The organism is Pseudomonas sp. Tul2A7 (assembly GCF_054790505.1).
The window spans coordinates 467506-488210 of sequence record NZ_CP186499.1; the positions used below are offsets into that span (position 1 = coordinate 467506).

The window sequence follows — 20705 nt, forward strand, 5'->3', positions numbered from 1 at the left end:
GAGCAGGCTCGCTCCCACCGGGGTAATGGGGTTATCGAATTTTTAAATACTGCCGTGGATTTTCTGGTTTGCCCGGCACAAGCGGTTCCGCGCCTAATCGTTGGCCCCGCTCAAAGGTCTGATGATGGAAACCCCCCGCGCCACCGCCCGCCCCGCTGTCTGGTTGATGTTCGCCATCATTCTCGTCGGGCTCAATTTGCGTCCGTCGATGGCGGCGGTCGGCCCCCTACTGTCAGCCATTCGCGGCGACATCCCGCTGAGCTTCAGTGTCGCTTCTTTGCTGACCATGCTGCCGGTGATGGCCATGGGGCTGGCGATGTTTTTCGGCATTGGCATCAGTCAACGGCTGGGTGAGCAACGGACGGTGTTGCTGTCGTTGCTGATCATTGGCCTGGCGACGCTGTCGCGGCTGTTTATCGAATCGGCAGCCGAACTGATCGCCAGCGCCGTGCTGGCCGGCATCGGCATTGCACTGATTCAGGCGTTGATGCCGGCGCTGATCAAATCGCGCTTCGCTGACAACGTCGCGCTGTGCATGGGCTTGTACGTCACGTCGATCATGGGTGGCGCCGCGCTTGCCGCCTCGCTGGCGCCACTGGTGATGGTGCAAACCGGAAGCTGGCGCAGCGGTCTGGCCTTCTGGGCGATTCTGACTTTACTCGCGATTGTGTTCTGGTGGTTCCAACGCCGCCAGCAACCCTCCACGGAAATGGCGGTAGCCAGAAAAGACTCGTTCTTCGCCAATTCCCGCGCGTGGTTACTGGCAATCTTCTTCGGTTTGGGGACAGCGTCCTACACCTGTGTGCTGGCCTGGCTCGCCCCGTACTACGTGGAAAAAGGCTGGAGCGAACAAAACGCCGGACTGCTGTTAGGTTTTCTGACGGCCATGGAGGTGATTTCCGGCCTGGTGGTTCCCGCTATCGCCAATCGCAGCCGGGATCGCCGCGTGATTCTGATGGCGTTACTGATGCTGATCATCGCCGGGTTTTGCGGCCTGATCCTCAGTCCACAACAGCTCAGCCTGCTGTGGCCGTGCCTGCTGGGGCTGGGCATTGGCGGTTTGTTTCCGATGAGCCTGATCGTCTCGCTCGATCATCTCGACAACCCGCAACGCGCCGGTGGCCTGACCGCCTTCGTGCAGGGCATCGGCTACCTGATCGCTGGCCTCTCGCCGCTAATGGCTGGAGTGATCCGCGACCGACTCGGCAGCTTCGAATGGGCCTGGTGGTCGCTGACCGCTGTGATGGGGGTGATGCTGTTGATGGTGTGGCGCTTCGATCCCAGGCATTACGCCCGACACTTTCCCTCGTCGAGATAAAGGCTTCTGGCCACCTTACAGCGGTTTTGTCGGCGACGTCGTGTTACTAAAACTTTCTGTCCCACAACTGACCGTGAAACGTCCTACAGGGCTTTGTCCTGGCACCATCGTTCCGTTAGGATCATTCGCACACGTTTGCGCGGATTCAGCGCAAGGAGCACAGCGAGACGGAACGGATGCTGAACAGTAACTTGCTACGAAAGCTCGACATGCAGGATCTCATGGTGTTTATCGCTGTTTATGAGCAAAGCAGCGTTACCGACGTGTCAGAAACCCTGTTCGTCAGCCAGTCCACCGTCAGTTACTGTTTGAAAAAACTGCGCACCAGTTTCGAAGACGAACTGTTTATCAATACCCGCACCGGCATGCGTCCGACCTACAAGGCCAGCACCATGTACGGCCATGTGCAGAAGATCCTCGAAAGCATCAACCTGTGCCACGCCGGCGCCCCCACGTTCGACCCGACCCGGCAAGCCGTCACCTTCAACATCTGCGCCCCGGAATACTTCGAGCAACTGATCCTGCCGCGCCTGCTCAAGCGTTTCGATTTCGATGATTTGCCGGTGATGGTCAACATGCACAAGTTCGAGACCGACGTCCCGGCGGATGAGTTGCGCGACGGCAGCCTCGATCTGGTGATCAGCTTCGGCCCCAACTTCCACCGCCATCACACCGACCTGAAATCACGGATGTTGCTGGAGGATGATCTGGTCTGCGTCTTCGACAAACGCGCCACGCCACTGGAGCCGCGCCTGAGTCTGCAGGCCTTTACCGAACGTCGACACGTCTTCCCGACGCCGTGGACGTCGACCACCAACATGGTCGATGGCTGGCTGGCGCGGCAGGCGCAGAAGCGCCAGATCGTCGCGCGCTCGAACAGCTACAGCGCAGCATTGAAAATGATCACCGGGACCGACTTCATCCTCACCCTGCCCCGCCGTATCCAGCGCTTGCTGACCAACGAGGCGGTGTTCAATCACTGTGAGGCGCCAAACGGCTTGCCAGGCTTCACCCTCGACATGCAGTGGAGCCAGAGCGTGGATCAGGACAGCGCCAACCTGTGGTTGCGCGAGCAGGTGGTCAAGGTGTGCAGCGAACTTGAAGCGGCCTGAGTCCTACACACCAATCGCGGTTTTGCTGTAGGACTCGCGATCCATGTCGACCAGCTCAACGCACAGCTGCACTTCGACGCCGGCCGGCCATTCGCACAGCTCCTGCAAGACTGCCAACAGGCTTTCTGACAACTGCTTCTTGACCTGCGGCGAACGCCCGCTGAGCAGCGCCAGCTTCACATAGACGAAGGCGCGTTCGGCCATGGCGGTGCCGATCTTGAAGGTCTCGACTTTGACCGCACGACTTTTGATATCGAACTCCGCCGCGAACTGACCGGAGCCCACCAACGTGTTGTTGAGGCGGATCAACGCGACGTCGGCGTTCAACTGCGGCAGGTTGGCGGTGTATTCCATGTGCAGGTGTGGCATTGCAGATCCCCGGTAAGTTGGCAGAAAGGTCGTACATATAGCACATGCGGCTCATCACCAATCCCTGTAGGAGCTGTCGAGTGAAACGAGGCTGCGATCTTTTGATCGTGAGATTTGAAGATCAAAAGATCGCAGCGTGCCGCAGCTCCTACACGGTGTTGTGGCTCAGGCTGCGGTCAATGGCCGTTCACTCATGAATTGCTCCAGCCGCGAACGCAACCAGCGCTCAGCCGGATCGCTGTCCACATGACTGAGCCAGACCATCGACAAATCCAGCGTTGGCGTCTTGAACGGAAACGGTTCCTTGAACAGTAATCCGGAAGTGGCCATGGCCGCCGCAGTGTAATCCGGCAGACTGGCGATCAGGTCCGTACCCGCCAACAGCGCCGGCAACGCGCTGTATTGCGGCACTGACAGCACCACCTGGCGAGTACGACCGAGCTCGGCCAGCCACTCATCGGCGAAACCACTGACGTTGGCCGTGTGCGAAACCAGCACATGCGGACGTGCGCAATATTCATCCAGCGTCAGCGGCGTATCGCTGGCGTCGGCACGCAGGATGCTCGGCTGAATATGCCGCAGCAGTTTGCGCTTGGCATTGGCCGGCAGACCTCGGGTCTGGCTGATGCCGACAGTAATGTCGCCAGCGGCGAGCAGATCGGGAATCCGCCAGTAATCGACGTGTTGCACCACGAACACCACGTTCGGTGCCTCCTGACGCAGTGCACGCAATAGCGGCGGCAACAGGCCGAACTCGACGTCATCGGACAGGCCGATACGGAAAGTCATGGTACTGACCGCTGGATCGAAATCGCGGGTCAGGCTCAGCGCCACTGATAGCGAATCCAGCGCCGGCTTGAGATGGCGAAAGATATCTTCGGCACGGGCCGTAGGTTCCATGCGATGGCCGACGCGGATGAACAGCGGATCGTTGAGCATCGTCCGCAAGCGGTTGAGCGCCGAGCTGATGGTCGGCTGGCCGAGAAACAGCTTCTCGGCCGCCCGGGTCACATTGCGTTCTAGCATCAAGGTTTCGAACACCACCATCAGGTTGATGTCGGCTTTGCGTAGTTCATTGCGGTTCATCCATTGCCCCCTGCTCCCCGGAATACGGGCAGTGTAGAAAGGCCTTGGGCCCGGCGTCCATCAACCTTTGCACGGCCGGCCGAGCCTCAGCGAACGGTCAGCGATTTCAGCCCCAGCCCCATCACCCGAGCATCATCGTTCAACCCCAGATTGCGTGGACTGGTGGCATCGGGCAAATGCACCTGGATCGTCACGACCCGGCCATCGACCAGCGTTTCGCGGACAGCCGGGTTGAGCGGAATTTCCAGCAGATTGCCCTGAACCTGCGTCAGGCGAGTCGACAAGAGTTCAACGCCATTGACACTGACGATGACCCGTTGAGTCAGTTTGGGCGGCATGACGAAAGCCAGCACGTCGATGACAATCGAGCGGGTATCTGGCGCCACACGCAGCGCGATTTCGGCGTCTTGCCCTTCACTCCAGGTGCCCCACGTTTCCGGAGCGGCCCAGCCTTTGACCAACTGCCGGCTCTTGCGATTGAACGTTTGCACCAGCCCGGGCTGGCTCAACGGAACAGCTGACATCGAGCGCCCCTCATCGACCATCGCCACACATTGATCACAGCGCTTCCAGCCTGGGGCCAGTACGACAAAGTCATCGACCCGGGTCAGCAGATCGGTATCGCTATGAACATTCTGGATGGCCAGGTCCAGCGAATCATCGTCGAGGATGTACAGCGAATCGGCTTCGTATTGGCCGGCACTCAGCCGGCGTTGCGCGTCACGCTGAGCCTCTTCGAGCGCCTTGGGGCTCATGCGCCCCATATAAACTGCATCGGTCTTCAAACCATGAGCCGCGGCAAAATCGGCAAGGACCTGCCACTGATCCGACTGGTTTTTAGGGGTCAACGCACGGATATTCTTGTAGTGAGCGGCCGCACTGTTCCAGAACGGATCGTGCATCGGGCTGGCCCAGGCCGAAGTTTGCGGGACCATTTTTGTCGCTCTCAACCCCGCCCAGGCAATTCGCGTGTCGACGATCTGTGTCGTCAGCGCCAGCGCCAGCAGCCCCATGGCGAACGCCGGTCGATAGCCACGCACCACCAGAAACGTAACCAGTAAAACGATGGCATAGAACACCGGCCAGAACATCCGGCCCGAGGCACGGAAGATACTCGCCAGCCCCTCAACGGTTTTCGGCAGCGGATAACTGAACGTGTGAGCGCCCACGCCAATTTGATTGGACAAGGCAAATACCGTCAGCCCGAGCATCGCCAACATTAGCCATGGCCAACGGCTCAGCAACGCCTTGACGCGAATATTGCTGCGCAGCATGGCAAAACCCGCGGCGGGTACCAGCAGCAGCACCCCAAGGCCCAAATAGTTGAAGCCCTCGTAGTCGCCGCCGCCCGTCGCGAAGCTTGGCAGTACGTATGACCACCCCTCAGCGTCGAACAGGGATATCAGATTCATCCGATACCAACCGAAACCGCCACCACCGGCGCCGTCGACGATGCTGAAATAACCCGCCTGCCAGCAACATACGCTGACCAGGGCAAACAGACTGCCGAACTCTATCAGCCCCTGCCGACGAGTCAGAGTGCCGAGCATGACTTTGCCAAACAGATCGGCTATCCAGATCAAAGCCACCATGACCAACAGGTAGGCATGCACCAGCGCGGTGGCTGCAAGCAAGGCACCCCATGCCAGTCGCCGTCGCGTCAGCGCCGGATGCAGGGCCAGATACAAAGCAGCCAGGATCAGAAAGTGGCCGGCCAGAGAAAGATGCCCACCGGTACGCACAAACATCGGCGGCGAAAACACCAGCAAACCGGTGCCCAACAGGCGCAGCACGGGGTTGTCGCTGATGAGTCCGAGCAGCTTCCAGGCAAACCACGCTTGCAGGACAAAACAGGCCAGCAACCAAAAGCCGAAATACTGGAACGTTTCCGGTAACCAGCCATTGAACGGTTTGAACAACAGTGCCAGCAGTGGATTGGAGTCAGAAAAAATGATCGCACTGCCCAACTCCAGTCCATAAGACGGGTTGAGCCCGAGCGGAAACGTCCAGGGCGAGTGCCGGAAATACACCCAGCCCAAGTAGTGCGTCGCCGGGTCACCGTCCTTCAGCCAAGCGATGTTCTGCGGATCCAGGGCGCGCGGGCCGATCACCAGAAAAAACGCCAGCACACCGAGCAACAATGGCAGCAGCGCGAGGGCCGGATGCTTGTTCAATGCCCTCATCGGTACGTCCAGAAGTTGTGCAGTACGAAGGTGAATGCCGGGATCGTCAGCGCCACCGCGCCGATGCCCAGCAAATAGTGGAGGCCGGCCATTTGCGCAGTCCAGGCGACGAACATCGCCAGAAAAAAACCACCGACCGAAACCAGCAGAAACCGCACCAGGGTCCGCCCATGCAATCGGGCCGAGAAGCTCCAGGTGGTATTGATCACATATGACACCACTGTCGCCACGGCGAAGGCCCCACCGTTGGCGAGAGGCGGCGGCGCACTGATGAAGTGGATGAACAACACCGCGACCAACGCATGCAACGCGGTGACAAACACACCGGTCACGGCAAAACGCAAACCCCGCTGGATCAACGCTGACTTTTCAGCTGAGGTCACGGCTTTTGCGCCAGCACAAAAACGCTCAAACCTGCCAGACGGTTCATACCCATCAACGGCAATTCAAGGCTGCAAAGTGTCTTGAGCAACGTGTTCACCAGCGGATGATGACGCTTGAGTTGCGAACGCGGTGGCTGGGTTTGTGCGCCTTGCGGCAACAAGCGCAACGCCGCCGCAATCGGAAACACCGCGCCGAAATAATACGCACCGCGCTGCACCGACAAACCGGCAGCGCGCGCCAGTGTTTCGAACTGCGCCAGGGTGTAGCGGCGCTTGTGTTCGAGAAAATCATCGTGCCCGCTCCACAAGAACTGGAACGCCGGCACGGTCATCAGAAAGCGGCTGCCCGATGGCACCTTGTCGACATACATCTTGAGCAGACCGAGGTCGTCATCGACATGCTCCAGCACGTCCATCAACAGCACCAGATCGGCATCGATGGTTTCAATCCCGCGACGGTAATGCACGGGTTTGCCGGCGGTGGTCGCGCTGGAGTCGGCGCTATAGCTGATATCCACGCACCACGCTTCGCGTGCATCGGTATGCGTCAGCAAGTGGTGGGAGAAAAACCCCGAGCCGGCGCCGACATCGAGGATTCGGCCGATGGCTGCATCTCCCAGCAAACGCCGGGTGGCCGCGGCTTTCGAGCAGTAATACCAATGCTCGTTGATGCTGTCGCCGAGGATGTCGGTTTCCTTGAGATCCATGAATCAGTCCTTGGAGTCGTAGACGCGACGCACCAGAAAAACCGGTCGGCGTTTGGATTCGATATACGTGCGGCCCAGGTACTCACCGAGCACCCCGATGCCGATCAATTGCAACCCGCCGAGAAAGGTCACGGCCACCATCAGCGAGGCATAACCGGGCATGTCGACACCGTGAATCAGCGTGCGCACCACAATGAACATGGCGAAAGCAAAAGACACCAGCGACACCAGCGCGCCGACATACGTCCAGATCCGCAGCGGCTCGGTGCTGAAGCTGGTGATGCCTTCCAACGCAAAATTCCACAGGCGCCAGCCGTTGAACTTGCTCTGCCCCGCCACGCGCTCCGGGCGTTCGTAATCGACGTGGGTGGTGCGAAACCCGACCCAGGCGAACAAGCCTTTCATAAAGCGCCGGGATTCGGGCAGCGTCAGCAACGCATCGACGACGCAGCGATCCATCAGACGAAAATCGCCGACGTTTTCAGGTAAAGGTTGTTCGGCAATTTTGTTGTGCAAGCGATAGAACCAGTGGGCCGACGTCTGCTTGGCCCAGGTGTCGCTGCGACGACTGATGCGATGACCGAGCACCACCTCAAAGCCTTCTCGCCAGCGCTCGATCATCTGCAGAATGACTTCGGGCGGGTCCTGCAGGTCAGCATCGATCGGGACCACGATCTGCCCGGTCGCGGTCTGCAAACCAGCGGACAACGCCGCTTCCTTGCCGAAGTTGCGGCTCAGGTCGACGATGCGCAGGCGTGCATCGTGTCGCTGATGTTCGAGCAGGCGTTCGAGCGTGGCATCGGTGCTGCCGTCGTTGACGAACACCCACTCAAGATCGATCAACGTCTGCGTCTTGAAGACTTCATTGATGCGCCGCAAAAACGTGTCGAGGCTGTCCTCCTCGTTAAAAACGGGGACCACCAGCGATAACGTCACCTGCCTGTGCTGTTGCGTTCCGTGCTCAGTCAAAAGGAATGCTCTTTTTATAGTGTTTGTCGGTCGTCGAACGATATTCGACGCCATGAGCCGTCCCGTATTAAGCAGCAGCGTCGACGGTGTTGCAAGGCGCAGACGGCGTCATTTTGGCCAATCCACAGGCCTATTGCTGCGCTCTAGCCCGCGCCCTTCAGAAACATCCGCGAACGATTGGAAACAAATGTCCGATAGCCAAAAAAACCGTCTGCGCTAGGCTTGCGACCATGCGCCACACAGGCTGTCGCACAAATGAATCGCATGGAGCGAAACGAATGTATTTCGAGATTTACAGGCAATCCAGAGGCACCCCGAGCACCGGCAAAGGGCAATGGCGCTGGAGATTGCGGGCGGGTAACCACGAGACCATCGCCAGCGGCGAGTCGTATGTGAACAAGGCGGATTGTTTGCACGTGATCGGGTTGATCAAGGCTGTGCAGGGGGAGACTCCGATCAAGGAGATCTAACCGCTCAGCACGATCCTGCAGATATGAAAAAGCCCCACAGTTTCAAGGCTGTGAGGCTTTTTTTCGGGCCGGTATCGAAAGACATTGAAGAAGCAGCGCGCAACGCTGGCCTCTTGTTCAGTCCGCCAGCCAGGCGTTTCGCCACGCCAACAAATGTTCGTCCTTGAGCATCCAGTGATCGAGTACAACGCTGCGCAGCGCGTCTCCAGCCTTGGCGCTGGCATCGGGCTCAGCCAGATGTTCGCGAATCGCGGCAATCCAGTCTTGCGAACGGTTCCTGACTCTCGTCACCGGGAAATCACCACGATAACAAGGGATGTCCGAGCAGATCACGGGGAAACCACAGGCGCCATATTCCAACAAGCGCAAATTGCTTTTGCAGGCGTTGAAAAAGTTGTCTTTCAGAGGTGCCAAAGCCAGGTCCAGGTTCAGGCCGGCCAGTCTTTGCGGGTACTTTTCAATACTCACCCCCCTATGGAACTCATGGACATAAGGCCGCAGTGCCGGTGGGCACATCCCCATGAATACCCATTCAACTTCTCCTTCCAGCGCACGAACCACTTCGGCAAGGACTTGCAGATCGGCGCTGTGACTCGAGCCGCCGGCCCAGCCGACCCGAGGCTTGCGACCTTGCTGGCGCTGGCTGGTCAGGTCGCTCCACCAATGGCTCGGCAGACGGTTTTCCATCACCCGGATGTCGGCGTTGAAACCCTTTAGCGCATTGGCCAGCGGCTCGGTCGACACCACCAACCGATCGCACAGCCCTACGGCTTTCTTCAAGCGTTTGGTGATGTCTTTGGGAAGCAATTCGTGGTTCAGGTTGCCAGCGGGCACGTCAAGAATATAGTCATCCAGCTCGTAAACCTTGAACGCCCTGGAGAATGCCTTGGTGTCCTGCATGTACTCCAGATGAGGCGTTGTGTGCTGCCCCTGGAAAATAATCGTGTCCGGCGCAATACGCTCCAGTTCTGTCGGTTGCAGCCCCTCGTCGCTCACCGCTCCGCCGATCAGCTGCGCGGCTTTCAGGGCAGCGAAAGGCTGACGCACGCGGTAGTGCCCACTGCCGAAAGAGTCGACGGGATGACACAGCACGTGAGGCAACTCACGACTGACAAACGGGTGCCAGTCGGTATCGGTGCGGTATTTGGAGGAGAAGCCGCTGCCCTCCAGGGTCAGGTTGCGGTTGTAGGCCGGATCGTTGGCGATTTGCCCAAGCCAGCGCTGGTACATCACCGACTGTTCACCCTTGAACCTTTTACGCTTGGCTTCTTCCTTGGTCGTGTCGACGTTGTTCTGGCTCACACTGGCTTCGTGAACGAGCAGCGCATAAGGCGTCCAGACAATCAACCGCCCGGCCTGGCCTACTTTCAGGCACAGATCCACATCGTTATAGGAAACGGCCAGGTCGACCTCGTCCATTCCACCCACTTGCTGGTACAACTCGGTGCTGATCATCAGGCAGGCGGCGGTGACCGCGCTGTAGTTTTGATCAAGATGCAAGCGGTGAAGGTAGCCGTTGGACTGCATTGAATCGCCGATAAACGGGTGGTCTGCAACGCCACGCAACCCGAGTACCACGCCTGCATGCTGAACAGTCCCGTCGAGGAATAACAGCTTGGCGCCGACTATCCCCACTTCTGGCCGCTGGGCGTGATGGAGCATCGCACCAAGCCAGTCGCCATCAATGACCACCGTGTCATTGTTGAGCAGCACCAGGTAATCGCCGCGGGCATGGCTGACGGCAAAATTATTGATCGCCGAATAGTTGAACGGATGCGGATAACGCAGGATGCGCACCTTGGGATTGTTCAACAGCGCCATACCGTTGAACCAGTCCCGGGCTTCGTCGGTTTCGCTGTTGTTGTCGACGATGATCAGTTCGTAATTCGTATAGCTGGTTTTCTCCATGATGCTTTCGATGCAGCGCAGCAGCATCGGCAGGCAGTCCTTGGTGGGAATCAGGATCGAGACCAGCGGTTGTTCCGCATGTTGGTAGACCACACGGTTGGCCATTGGCAAAGGTCCGGCCAGCAGCTCATGAGCCACGCCCAGGCGCTGCAAGTGCGCCCCGACGATGGCAGCCGAGTTCGCGATGACTTGGGGTTCACCGAGCCACTGGGGGAAATTGATGGCCTGGTGCACCAGCACATCCGCGAGATGCCCGACAGTGCCCAGACCGTGATTTTCAATCAGCCGGAAAAGCAAATCATGGGGCGCCAGTTCGCTGAAGGCGGGATCAAAGCCGTCAGCAGACAGCGCGGCCTCGCGACTGAAAGCCAGTGCGCGGCCGACATACGGATAACTGCGCAACATATCCAGATTCAAATCCGGCTTGAATACCGGACTCTGGCAGCCTTCAGCGGTCAGTGAATCTTCATCGCTGTAGCAAGCGCTGACACCGGGATTGAGGGCGATGCCTTCGGCGAGCAAAAGCAGCGCATGGGGATCCAGTTCGTCTCCTCCGCGCAACAGATACCACCAGTCAACGTCGATCTCCTGCAACAGTTCATTGAGCTGGCTCGGCCAGGATTCGGCCAACGGCAGCCAGACCAGATTATCGGCTGGCGTCACGCCTACAGGTTCGGCATTGGACAGCACCACGATGGCCGCCGCCCGATAAAGCTGGCGGTCGATGCTTGCCAGGCTGGAACGCAATAGTCCGATATCACCCGTCGTGTCGGTCAACACCAACAACACATCCGGTTGCCGCGGCCAGCTCGCCAGTCGCGCGGGCAAACCTTCGACCTCGACGGCAGCCAGTTGCCGACTCGCCAGCCAGCGCTGATAAAGGTCGATATTGCGCTGCTGACGGCCAACATTCGCCAGAACGCCGAAGTACCGCTCTAACGTGTGTGCCAGGGTACCGTCGAGCTGGCCACATTCAACTTCGAAATCGCTGCCCGTCAGTTGAATCCGCTCCAGAGGCGTAAACACTTCAATGCGCGCAAAGAACATGGTGCCGGCAAAATAATCCGCTTCATTGATGCCTTGCGGATCAATGCCGCCACGCTCGGCCAAGGTGACAAGCAACGCACGGTTGCTTTCGCTGAGGAATCGGGTGACTGGCACCAGGTATCGCTGAGGACCCAGCATTGGAACGTGCACCGGGTCGGCAAGGTGTTCCAGCGCTCGACTGAATCGTACCGGGCCCAGCAGATCATCGAATAGTTCAACACCCCAATCGATCTCCCCGCCCAAGTGCAGCGAACGCTTGGTGTGCAGCTTGACCAGGGTGCGGATGTTATCGGCACGCAAGAATGGCAACACCCGCAGAAACGGCAAAACGTCCCTGCCGTGGTTCGGCACCCGGTATAGCGAAAAACTCAATGTGCTGGCCGTCAGCTGAGCACAGATCTCATCTTCACACCCGGCTACGCAGGTCACGTAGAGATGCAGGCGTTCAGAAAGTTTAATCAAACGGCGCAGAATATCTTTCAGCACTTCGGGGTAAAACGCATGGATGACCACGCCGACTGGCGGCTCGCCATCCTCGAATGCTGGCAACTGCGCAACCAGCACTTCGCACTCTTCGACCTGGGAAACGGCGCCGCTGGCTGACTTGACGGACTGAAGTTCAGATACGCGGTGAGCACCTTGGGCTGATGGTGGAATTATCATATTCAAACCAATTCAAATAGGGAGCGAGGCTGGAACTCGCTGGATGCGCCTTTCACGGCGAGGTGAGCAAGTATCCACTTTAGTGAGAGCGCTGGCCTGATGGCTGGGCAGAGGATAAACGATGACAGGTGTGATCTGGCGGCTGATCGCTCGCCAATAATGACAGCCTCTACTCTGAGAACGCTGCTTTAAATGGGCCGGCGAGTCCTGTGAGCGTCGTATCTCTAATGTCGGCAGAGGCTGTATTTACTTAAATTGCCTCGCGCCCAACGACCTCACCGCGCAAGACCCGCTTCAGCGCCTCCGCTATCGCCACGAATACCGGATTCGCAGAAACGAAAAAGCCCCGTAGATTTTCATCTACGGGGCTTTTTCTATGTAATGGCGGAGAGATAGGGATTCGAACCCTAGGTACCGGTGAAGGTACAACGGATTTCGAATCCGTCCCATTCGGCCACTCTGGCATCTCTCCAACGGCGCGCATCATAACAACACTTTTACCGAAAGCAAACCCTCTTTCGAAAATTTCTTCGTGCTATCAGATGCTTGCGTCGATTAAAGCGGTACGCCCAGACGATTGGCGACTTCTTCGTAGGCTTCGATAACGTCACCGAGGCCCTGACGGAAGCGGTCCTTGTCCATCTTCTTCTTGGTGTCCTTGTCCCACAGACGGCAGCCGTCCGGGCTGAACTCGTCACCGAGGACGATGGAGCCGTCGCTGAACACGCCGAATTCAAGCTTGAAGTCGACCAGCAGCAGGCCGGCGTCGTCGAACAGCTTAGTCAGCACTTCGTTGACCTTGAGCGACAGTTCTTTCATGCGAACCAGTTGCTCGGCGGTGCCCCAGCCGAATGCCACGACGTGGGATTCGTTGATGAACGGGTCGCCCTTGGCGTCGTCCTTCAGGAACAGTTCGAAGGTGTACGGGTTGAGCTTCAGGCCTTCTTCAACGCCCAGACGCTTGACCAGGCTGCCAGCGGCGTAGTTACGCACGACGCACTCGACCGGGATCATGTCGAGCTTCTTGACCAGCACTTCGTTGTCGGCCAGCAGTTTGTCGAATTGGGTCGGTACGCCGGCCGCTTCGAGTTTCTGCATGATGAAGGCGTTGAACTTGTTGTTGACCATGCCTTTGCGGTCGAGCTGCTCGATGCGCTTGCCGTCGAACGCCGAGGTGTCGTTGCGAAACAGCAGGATCAAGCGGTCAGCGTCGTCGGTCTTGTAAACCGATTTGGCTTTGCCGCGGTAGAGTTCTTCACGTTTTTCCATGATGGGCTCCGCTTGCTAAGTAGGTGGGCTAGGCGATGTGGCGCCAGTCGAGCCCTGAATCTTGATCGGCCAGTTGCAGCCAGTCCGGGTCGCACCCGAGGGTGTCGACAAAACATTGCCGGGCCAGCTGCGGCAGGTTGTTCTTGCTGCTCAGATGGGCCAGGACCAGGTGTTGCAAACCCTGCCAACCCAACTCGGACACCAGGAATGCCGCCTGATGGTTGTTCAAATGTCCCAGCTCGCCGCCCACCCGCTGCTTTAGAAAGTACGGGTAGTGACCACGGGCCAGCATGTCGCGACAATGGTTGGACTCGATCATCAACGCATCGAGATCCCGATAACCGTCCAGCACCCGCTCGCAGTAGGAACCCAGATCGGTCAGCAGGCCGAAGCGCCGCTGCTCGTGATCACTGAAGACATACTGGGTCGGTTCCTGCGCATCATGAGCCACGGCAATGACCCCGATGTTCAGTGCACCGATCTGCAGTTGCTCGCCGCCAGCGAGGAAGCCTGCGGGTTCAATCGGTTTGCGCATCCCGCGCAATGTGCCGCGACTGAGGTAGACCGGTAGATTGTAGCGCCGAGACAGCAAACCCACGCCATGCACGTGGTCGGCATGTTCGTGGGTTACGAGTATCGCGCTCAGTTGCGCCGGGTTCACACCCAGACGCAACAGGCGTTTTTCGGTTTCCCGCAGGGAAAAACCACAATCTACCAGCACATACGTATCAGCACTGGCGATCAGCGTGCCGTTCCCTTGGCTACCGCTGCCGAGAACGGCAAAACGCATGATTGATCAGCCCAGGTTGTCCTGAATCACGCTCAACACTTTGCGTGCCACTTCAGCTGGCGCGACGGTGTTGATGTTTTTCTCGACGGTCACCTGGATGTTCTCGCCAACCTTGCTCAGGCGAACCTGATAACGCTCGGCACGGGATTCAACTTCTTCCTTGGTCGGCGCACTGCCGAACAGGCTGCTGAAGAAACCAGGCTTGTCGTCTTTCTTCTCGGCTTTTTCGGCCAGGTTGATGTAGTACAGGCCAAGGCTGCGGTTGATGTCTTCAACGCGCCATTCGCCTTGTTCCAGTGCACGGCCAACGCTCGACCAGGCACGGTCCAGATCGGTACCGACGTTCAACACCGGGTTGCCGCTGCCGTCTTCGCTGAGGCTGACACGGCTCGGCGTATCGAAATCACGCGAAGCCAGCATCGACACCGAACCACCCTTTTCGGAGATACGGCTCATGCTTGCGAGCATGTCGTCGACCAGGGCAGCATCCAGGCCAGTATTGACCGAACGATTGGTGAAGGCCACATCGGCAGTGCTACCGGCAGGACGCTCGGCGCTGACCACGTAGATTTCACTGGTGTTGCGCTGCACGCCCGGCTCGATACGCACACGCACGCGGGTTTCGCTATCGCTGGCGATACCGGCTGCGCTCAGACGCTTGGCCATGGCGGCGGACAGTTCATCGGAATGCTGCCAGGTGGTGGTGAATTCGCCGGTTTGCGGGCGCTGTTCATCCAGACGGAAGCCGTTGTCCTGGAAGAACTGCACAGCCACTGGCCAGACTTCGGCCGGTGGGTGCTGGGCCACGACCCAACGCGAATCACCGCTCTTCTGCAGCGAGTAATCGCTGGCATCGGCAACGGCTGACAGCGGCTGAGGACGCGGCACAATGTATTCGCCCTTGGCGGTGTCATCAGCGACGTTGCGCGGGATCGGCAGCAGCGGATCCAGACGCTTGGAGGTGCTGACATCCGGTGGCAGTTGCATCGGTGCAGTCTGTTGCGCTTCCAGGTAATCGCTACCACGGTCACGGAAATAACCTTCCGGGCCCCAGACCCATCCGCAGCCACTGGTGCTGGAGATAATCAAGGCAAGTGCGGAAAGTCCGGCCATTCGCTTCATGCGTTGTACTTCCTCAATTAAACCAGGACGCTGCACTGGCGCAGGGCCGAGCGCAGCGTTTCATGACAAGGTGTGCTCAGCCAGGTCAGTGGCAGGCGGATGCCTTCGTGCATCAGGCCCATTTCAACCAGAGCCCACTTCACCGGAATCGGGTTGGCTTCGATGAACAGGTCTTTGTGCAGCGGCATCAGTTTTTCGTTGATCGCCCGTGCGGTGTCGGCGTCGCCCTTGAGCGCGGCCTCGCACAGATCAGCCATTTCGCGTGGCGCAACGTTGGCAGTCACGGAGATGTTGCCTTTGCCACCCAGCAGGATCAGTTCGACTGCGGTCGGATCATCGCCGGACAGCACGATGAAGTCCTTGCTCACACCATCGATGATCGCTTTGGCACGTTTCAGGTCGCCAGTGGCTTCCTTGATACCGATGATGTTCGGCACGGTGGACAGGCGGATCACGGTTTCGGCCTGCATGTCGCACGACGTGCGGCCCGGAACGTTGTAGAGAATCTGTGGAATGTCGACCGATTCAGCAATGTGTTTGAAGTGCTGATACAAGCCTTCCTGAGTCGGCTTGTTGTAGTACGGAACAACCAGCAGGCAGGCATCGGCGCCGGCTTCCTTGGCGTTGCGGGTCAGCTCGACGGCTTCGCGGGTCGAGTTGGCGCCAGTGCCGGCGATGACCGGAATGCGCCCGGCAACCTGTTTGACCACGGCCTTGATGACGGCGATGTGCTCTTCTACATCAAGAGTTGCCGACTCGCCGGTAGTGCCGACCGCGACAATGGCATGGGTGCCGTTCTTGAGATGGAAGTCCACGAGTTTGCTGAGGCTGTCCCAGTCAAGACGCCCTTGTGCATCCATGGGAGTGACCAGTGCCACCATACTGCCCGCAATCATGAAACCGCTCCTGCCGGAAAAAGAGAGCGGTAATGGTACTGGCGCCAAGATGCTTGCACAAGCGAAGTACTGCGCTGCCGCCATTCCCCTTGGCGCCGCTTTTCGCTACCCTTCAGACTTTGATCGGTACTGATCAGCTTGTACGCCGGGTTCCAGCCTCCCTTTTCGGCCTCCCAGACCCCGTTCCTGCGTCGCATCGGCGCGCTCCCGCTATAGTGGAGCGAGCCGCGAGCTTGCCGGGCCTCTTTGTACGGACCGCCAGAACAGGCACTGCCCGGCAGCCAACGCGCGTAAACCTACCGACCGCTCATCGCTTTAGGAATGCTGCATGTCCACCCCCACAGTTCGCGAACAATTCCTTGTCATCAGTGCCCTCGGCGCCAACCCCATGGAGCTGACTAACGTCCTGTGCCGCGCCAGCCATGAAAATCGCTGCGCCGTGGTCACCTCCCGACTGACTCGCCACGGCGAGTGCAGTGCGCTGATCCTCGAGATCTCCGGCAGTTGGGACGCCCTCGCCCGCCTGGAGGGCAGCCTCCCGGGCCTGGCCAAGAAACATGCCTTCACGGCTAACGTGGTGCGCAGCGCGCCGCTGGAAAATCGTCCGCAGGCGCTGCCGTACGTGGCCTATGTCAGCTCGGCGTATCGTCCGGACATCATCAATGAGCTGTGCCAGTTCTTCATGGATCACAACGTCGAGCTGGAAAACCTGACCTGCGATACGTATCAGGCACCGCAAACCGGCGGCACCATGCTCAACGCCACGTTCACCGTGACGCTGCCGGCCGGCACCCAGATCAGCTGGCTGCGCGACCAGTTCCTCGACTTCTCCGACGCGATGAACCTGGATGCACTGATCGAGCCTTGGCGCCCACAGAACCCAATGTAAGGAAGCTTTCATGGCCGTTGTCATCGACCAACCGGTTGCCGATTTCGAAGCACCTGCCACCAGCGGGCAGACCGTCAGCCTGTCCGCCCTGAAGGGCAAACAAGTGGTGATCTACTTTTACCCGAAGGACAGCACCCCGGGTTGCACCACCGAAGGCCAGGGCTTTCGTGACCAGTACGCCGCGTTCAAGGCTGCCAACACGGAGATTTTCGGTATCTCTCGCGACAGCCTGAAGTCCCACGAGAACTTCAAGTGCAAGCAGGAATTTCCCTTTGAGTTGATCAGCGACAAGGACGAGGCCGTTTGCCAGTTGTTCGACGTGATCAAGTTGAAGAAGCTGTACGGCAAGGAATACCTGGGCGTTGATCGCAGCACGTTCCTGATTGATAAGGACGGTGTTCTGCGTCAGGAATGGCGCGGTGTGAAAGTGCCGGGGCACGTGGATGCCGTTCTGGCCGCTGCTCAGGATTTGAACAAGGCCTGATGGTTTTGCGTCATTTTTACTGACGCTTTCGCGAGCAGGCTCGCTCCCACATTAAACCGTGTTCGCATGGGCGAATCGATCAAATGTGGGAGCGAGCCTGCTCGCGAATAGCCTTCCTGCAAAATCTGGATCAACCGCTACAGCAGTGGCGCCACTACCGGCTCCTTGCGCGGCCAGGCATCCAGCACAGCCTTGAACAGCGTCGCCAGCGGGATCGCAAAGAACACGCCCCAGAATCCCCACAATCCGCCAAACAACAGCACCGCGCAGATAATTGCCACCGGGTGCAGGTTGACCGCCTCCGAGAACAGCAACGGCACCAGCACGTTGCCATCCAGGGTCTGGATGATTCCGTAGACCGCCATCAGATAGATGAACTGATCACTCCAGCCCCACTGGAATAATGCGATCAACAGCACCGGCACGGTCACGACCACAGCGCCGACATACGGCACCACCACCGACACACCGACCAGCAACGCCAGCAGTGCCGCGTAGTTGAGACCGAGCGCGACGAAAGCGATATAGGTCACGCCGCCGCAAATCACGATCTCGATGACCTTGCCGCGAATGTAATTGGCGATCTGCCGGTTCATCTCCTGCGCGACCCGGGTGATCAGCGCGCGCTCGCGTGGCAAGTAGCCTCGCACCCACTCGCCGATCATTGCCCGATCTTTAAGGAAGAAAAACACCAGAATCGGCACCAGCACCAGATAGATCATGATGTTAACCAGCAGCGGCAGACTCGACAGCGAGAATGTCAGCGCCCACTGGCCGAACTTGCCAATCTCGCCACGTGCCGCTTCGATGGCTTGCAAGACTTGTTCATCGGAAACCAGATGCGGATAACGCTCCGGCAGCAACAGCAGCAGCGATTGCCACTTGGCAAGCATGCCCGGCAGCTCATTGAACAGAGTAATCAACTGATGCCAAAGCAGCGGCAGCACCACGACGATAAACAGCATCAACACGCCCATGAACAGAGCGAACACCAGCCCCACCGCCACACCACCCGGCACGCGCAGGCGTTCCAGCGTGACCACCAGGCCCTGCATCAGATACGCCAGCACCATCCCCGCCAGCACAGGCGCGAGCATGCCGCCAAGGGTGAGAACCGCGGTGAAGGCGAGAAACAGCAGCACCGCCAGCACCACGGCTTCTTCATCGGAGAAGTAGCGCTGAATCCAGTCGCGTAACACTTTGAACATCAATAATCCTTAGGTCTTTTACGCTGTCGGTTTCAGGCCTTTTTCAACCAGTAACGGTAAACGCCTGCTTCGTCTTCTTCGCGCAGCAGCGTATGACCGGCCAATTTGGCGAAGGTGCGAAAGTCGCGCTGCGAGCCAGCATCCGTGGCGATCACCTTGAGGACGGCGCCACTTTGGAGTTTGTTGAGTTCCATTTTTGCCTTGAGCAACGGCAACGGACAATTCAGGCCACTGGCGTCCAGTTCCACGTCATGGGCTACAGCGTCAGTCATTGCGTCACTCCGGTTCGGGTCGTCGAGCTGCCTAGAATATCTGGTCGCAGCTCCGGTGTCCGGCTACAGTAAGGTCTTTGTCTTCTAAGGCTTTGTGCATGACTTTTCTGCGCCCTACCCTGCTGACGCTCGCTTGCCTGCTCGCCTCACCAGGCTTTGCCGACGATCTGCCGTCACTCGGTGACGCCAGTTCTGCCATTGTCTCGCCGCAACAGGAATATCAGCTCGGTCGTGCCTGGCTGGCCATGTTGCGCAGCCAGGTTTCACAACTCAACGACCCACAGCTCAAGGACTACGTCGAATCCAGCGTCTATAAGCTGGTAGAGACCAGCCAGGTCACTGACCGGCGCCTCGAATTCATCCTGATCAACAGCCCGCAACTGAACGCCTTCGCGGCGCCGGGGGGTGTGGTCGGGGTCAACGGGGGGCTGTTTCTCAATGCGCAGACCGAAGGCGAATACGCCTCGGTACTGGCGCACGAACTGGCTCACTTGTCGCAACGCCACTTTGCTCGTGGCGTCGAGGCCTCGCAGCGGATGCAGGTGCCGATGATGGCCGCGCTGCTGGCCGGGATTGTCATTGCGGCAGCCGGCGGCGGTGACGCCGGGATCGCGACCATTGCCGGCACTCAAGCGGCGGCAATCCAATCGCAACGCACTTTCTCCCGGCAGAACGAACAGGAAGCTGACCGCATCGGCATTCTCAATCTGGAAAAAGCCGGGTACGACCCGCGTTCGATGCCGACCATGTTCGAACGCTTGATGCGTCAATATCGTTTCGACGCCAAGCCACCGGAATTCCTGCTGACTCACCCGGTGACCGAATCGCGTATCGCCGACACCCGCAACCGTGCCGAACAGGCCAAACCGGGCGGCATTGAAGACTCCAAGCGCTATCAGTTGATCCGCGCGCGCGTGCAATTGATCTACGAAGAAACTCCGGGGCTGGGCGGCAAGCGCTTCCGTGCGCAGTTGGACGAGAACCCGCAGAACGATGTGGCTCGTTACGGGCTGGCCATCGCCCAGATCAAGGGCGGCCAATTGAATGAAGCGCGGGAGAACCTCAAACAGCTTTTGGCCAAGTCACCCAACGAGATCATCTACAACCTCGCTCAAGTCGATCTGGACATCACCAACAATCGCCTGCCTGACGCACAGTCGCGGGTAGACCGGATGCTTACGCAGTATCCGGGCAACTATCCGCTCAATCAGGTGCGCGTTGATCTGCTGCTGAAACAGAATCGCGCTGCCGATGCCGAGAAGGCACTCGAAGGTCTACTCAAGTCACGCCCGGATGATCCGGACGTCTGGTATCAGGTTGCCGAAACCCGTGGCTTGTCGGGCAACATCATCGGCCTGCACCAGGCTCGTGCCGAGTACTTCGCACTGGTTGGCGATTACCGCCAGGCGATCCAGCAGCTCGATTTTGCCAAGCGCAAGGCTGGCAGCAACTTCCCGCTGTCCTCACGCATCGATGCCCGCCAGCGTGAGCTGATGGAGCAGGAGCGGATGATCAAGGACATGATGGGCTGATCGTTACCCGCCACGACAAAAGCTTCAG

Annotated in this window: 19 protein-coding genes and 1 tRNA gene; 6 read left to right on the forward strand and 14 right to left on the reverse strand. The window is 58.8% G+C overall.

Annotation, left to right across the window (positions count from 1 at the left end; all coding sequences use genetic code 11):
* Positions 1–124: 124 nt before the first annotated feature.
* Both ACOYXJ_RS02200 and ACOYXJ_RS02205 read left to right on the forward strand, forming a co-directional pair.
* Positions 125–1318: a cyanate transporter gene (locus ACOYXJ_RS02200; RefSeq protein WP_460367665.1), complete on the forward strand. Its 1194-nt coding sequence runs from the start codon at positions 125–127 to the stop codon at positions 1316–1318.
* A gap of 176 nt (positions 1319–1494) precedes the next feature.
* On the forward strand, positions 1495–2430 hold the full coding sequence (locus tag ACOYXJ_RS02205; RefSeq protein ID WP_007911368.1) for a LysR family transcriptional regulator: 936 nt from the start codon (positions 1495–1497) through the stop codon (positions 2428–2430).
* 3 nt (positions 2431–2433) lie between these two features.
* On the opposite strand, the gene ACOYXJ_RS02210 is transcribed toward ACOYXJ_RS02205, so the two are convergent.
* From ACOYXJ_RS02210 to ACOYXJ_RS02235, 6 genes are all read right to left on the reverse strand, one after another.
* Positions 2434–2799: a 5-carboxymethyl-2-hydroxymuconate Delta-isomerase gene (locus ACOYXJ_RS02210; protein ID WP_150795545.1), complete on the reverse strand. Its 366-nt coding sequence runs from the start codon at positions 2797–2799 to the stop codon at positions 2434–2436.
* A gap of 165 nt (positions 2800–2964) precedes the next feature.
* Entirely contained in the window at positions 2965–3885 is a 921-nt protein-coding gene (locus ACOYXJ_RS02215; RefSeq protein ID WP_077571542.1) for a LysR substrate-binding domain-containing protein, read from the reverse strand.
* A gap of 86 nt (positions 3886–3971) precedes the next feature.
* Complete coding sequence (locus ACOYXJ_RS02220) at positions 3972–6068, reverse strand: DUF6311 domain-containing protein (protein WP_460367668.1); 2097 nt, start codon at positions 6066–6068, stop codon at positions 3972–3974.
* Positions 6065–6451, reverse strand: coding sequence for a GtrA family protein (locus tag ACOYXJ_RS02225; RefSeq protein ID WP_460367670.1), 387 nt, complete (start codon positions 6449–6451; stop codon positions 6065–6067). The genes ACOYXJ_RS02220 and ACOYXJ_RS02225 overlap by 4 nt, the downstream gene beginning before the upstream one ends.
* Complete coding sequence (locus ACOYXJ_RS02230; protein ID WP_102900267.1) at positions 6448–7158, reverse strand: class I SAM-dependent methyltransferase; 711 nt, start codon at positions 7156–7158, stop codon at positions 6448–6450. The genes ACOYXJ_RS02225 and ACOYXJ_RS02230 overlap by 4 nt, the downstream gene beginning before the upstream one ends.
* Before the next feature lie 3 nt (positions 7159–7161).
* Positions 7162–8127: a glycosyltransferase family 2 protein gene (locus tag ACOYXJ_RS02235; protein ID WP_150708163.1), complete on the reverse strand. Its 966-nt coding sequence runs from the start codon at positions 8125–8127 to the stop codon at positions 7162–7164.
* Between the two features lie 278 nt (positions 8128–8405).
* Here ACOYXJ_RS02235 and ACOYXJ_RS02240 point away from each other — a divergent pair, with 278 nt between their 5' ends.
* Positions 8406–8597: a YegP family protein gene (locus ACOYXJ_RS02240; protein ID WP_095119102.1), complete on the forward strand. Its 192-nt coding sequence runs from the start codon at positions 8406–8408 to the stop codon at positions 8595–8597.
* 117 nt (positions 8598–8714) lie between these two features.
* Here the strand turns inward: ACOYXJ_RS02240 and ACOYXJ_RS02245 are convergent, their stop codons facing one another.
* The 6 genes from ACOYXJ_RS02245 to dapA all read right to left on the reverse strand — a co-directional run bounded on the left by ACOYXJ_RS02245 (position 8715) and on the right by dapA (position 16292).
* The gene (locus ACOYXJ_RS02245; protein WP_460367674.1) at positions 8715–12215 is read right to left on the reverse strand and encodes a glycosyltransferase; all 3501 of its coding nucleotides are present in this window, start codon (positions 12213–12215) and stop codon (positions 8715–8717) included.
* A gap of 382 nt (positions 12216–12597) precedes the next feature.
* A tRNA-Ser gene (locus tag ACOYXJ_RS02250) sits at positions 12598–12687 on the reverse strand.
* Positions 12688–12770: 83 nt separating this feature from the next.
* Positions 12771–13484, reverse strand: coding sequence for a phosphoribosylaminoimidazolesuccinocarboxamide synthase (gene purC / locus ACOYXJ_RS02255; RefSeq protein WP_007911389.1), 714 nt, complete (start codon positions 13482–13484; stop codon positions 12771–12773).
* A 28-nt stretch (positions 13485–13512) separates the two neighbouring features.
* On the reverse strand, positions 13513–14274 hold the full coding sequence (locus ACOYXJ_RS02260) for an MBL fold metallo-hydrolase (RefSeq protein WP_007911390.1): 762 nt from the start codon (positions 14272–14274) through the stop codon (positions 13513–13515).
* A 6-nt stretch (positions 14275–14280) separates the two neighbouring features.
* Positions 14281–15396, reverse strand: a complete 1116-nt coding sequence (gene bamC, locus ACOYXJ_RS02265; protein WP_095119105.1) for an outer membrane protein assembly factor BamC — start codon at positions 15394–15396, stop codon at positions 14281–14283.
* A gap of 17 nt (positions 15397–15413) precedes the next feature.
* Positions 15414–16292, reverse strand: a complete 879-nt coding sequence (gene dapA / locus ACOYXJ_RS02270; RefSeq protein ID WP_007911392.1) for a 4-hydroxy-tetrahydrodipicolinate synthase — start codon at positions 16290–16292, stop codon at positions 15414–15416.
* A 328-nt stretch (positions 16293–16620) separates the two neighbouring features.
* Here dapA and ACOYXJ_RS02275 point away from each other — a divergent pair, with 328 nt between their 5' ends.
* Together ACOYXJ_RS02275 and ACOYXJ_RS02280 are read left to right on the forward strand one after the other, a co-directional pair.
* Complete coding sequence (locus ACOYXJ_RS02275) at positions 16621–17181, forward strand: glycine cleavage system transcriptional repressor (protein WP_038358363.1); 561 nt, start codon at positions 16621–16623, stop codon at positions 17179–17181.
* Between the two features lie 10 nt (positions 17182–17191).
* Positions 17192–17665, forward strand: a complete 474-nt coding sequence (locus tag ACOYXJ_RS02280) for a peroxiredoxin (protein WP_095119107.1) — start codon at positions 17192–17194, stop codon at positions 17663–17665.
* A gap of 137 nt (positions 17666–17802) precedes the next feature.
* Here the strand turns inward: ACOYXJ_RS02280 and ACOYXJ_RS02285 are convergent, their stop codons facing one another.
* Both ACOYXJ_RS02285 and ACOYXJ_RS02290 read right to left on the reverse strand, forming a co-directional pair.
* On the reverse strand, positions 17803–18873 hold the full coding sequence (locus ACOYXJ_RS02285; protein ID WP_095119108.1) for an AI-2E family transporter: 1071 nt from the start codon (positions 18871–18873) through the stop codon (positions 17803–17805).
* A gap of 32 nt (positions 18874–18905) precedes the next feature.
* Positions 18906–19145: a sulfurtransferase TusA family protein gene (locus tag ACOYXJ_RS02290; RefSeq protein WP_007911399.1), complete on the reverse strand. Its 240-nt coding sequence runs from the start codon at positions 19143–19145 to the stop codon at positions 18906–18908.
* 98 nt (positions 19146–19243) lie between these two features.
* On the opposite strand from ACOYXJ_RS02290, the gene ACOYXJ_RS02295 reads away from it, so the two are divergent.
* A complete protein-coding gene (locus ACOYXJ_RS02295; protein WP_102900261.1) occupies positions 19244–20677 on the forward strand; it encodes a M48 family metalloprotease in 1434 nt (477 codons plus the stop codon).
* The last annotated feature ends 28 nt before the right edge of the window (positions 20678–20705 follow it).

Coding starts and splice junctions, on each gene's coding strand:
- ACOYXJ_RS02210 (WP_150795545.1), bottom strand. CDS start 2,799: ATGCCACACCTGCACATGGAATACACCGCCAACCTGCCGCAGTTGAAC.
- ACOYXJ_RS02245 (WP_460367674.1), bottom strand. CDS start 12,215: ATGATAATTCCACCATCAGCCCAAGGTGCTCACCGCGTATCTGAACTT.
- ACOYXJ_RS02230 (WP_102900267.1), bottom strand. CDS start 7,158: ATGGATCTCAAGGAAACCGACATCCTCGGCGACAGCATCAACGAGCAT.
- ACOYXJ_RS02260 (WP_007911390.1), bottom strand. CDS start 14,274: ATGCGTTTTGCCGTTCTCGGCAGCGGTAGCCAAGGGAACGGCACGCTG.
- ACOYXJ_RS02200 (WP_460367665.1), top strand. CDS start 125: ATGGAAACCCCCCGCGCCACCGCCCGCCCCGCTGTCTGGTTGATGTTC.
- ACOYXJ_RS02220 (WP_460367668.1), bottom strand. CDS start 6,068: ATGAGGGCATTGAACAAGCATCCGGCCCTCGCGCTGCTGCCATTGTTG.
- ACOYXJ_RS02280 (WP_095119107.1), top strand. CDS start 17,192: ATGGCCGTTGTCATCGACCAACCGGTTGCCGATTTCGAAGCACCTGCC.
- ACOYXJ_RS02240 (WP_095119102.1), top strand. CDS start 8,406: ATGTATTTCGAGATTTACAGGCAATCCAGAGGCACCCCGAGCACCGGC.
- purC (WP_007911389.1), bottom strand. CDS start 13,484: ATGGAAAAACGTGAAGAACTCTACCGCGGCAAAGCCAAATCGGTTTAC.
- dapA (WP_007911392.1), bottom strand. CDS start 16,292: ATGATTGCGGGCAGTATGGTGGCACTGGTCACTCCCATGGATGCACAA.
- bamC (WP_095119105.1), bottom strand. CDS start 15,396: ATGAAGCGAATGGCCGGACTTTCCGCACTTGCCTTGATTATCTCCAGC.
- ACOYXJ_RS02205 (WP_007911368.1), top strand. CDS start 1,495: ATGCTGAACAGTAACTTGCTACGAAAGCTCGACATGCAGGATCTCATG.
- ACOYXJ_RS02295 (WP_102900261.1), top strand. CDS start 19,244: ATGACTTTTCTGCGCCCTACCCTGCTGACGCTCGCTTGCCTGCTCGCC.
- ACOYXJ_RS02290 (WP_007911399.1), bottom strand. CDS start 19,145: ATGACTGACGCTGTAGCCCATGACGTGGAACTGGACGCCAGTGGCCTG.
- ACOYXJ_RS02285 (WP_095119108.1), bottom strand. CDS start 18,873: ATGTTCAAAGTGTTACGCGACTGGATTCAGCGCTACTTCTCCGATGAA.
- ACOYXJ_RS02215 (WP_077571542.1), bottom strand. CDS start 3,885: ATGAACCGCAATGAACTACGCAAAGCCGACATCAACCTGATGGTGGTG.
- ACOYXJ_RS02275 (WP_038358363.1), top strand. CDS start 16,621: ATGTCCACCCCCACAGTTCGCGAACAATTCCTTGTCATCAGTGCCCTC.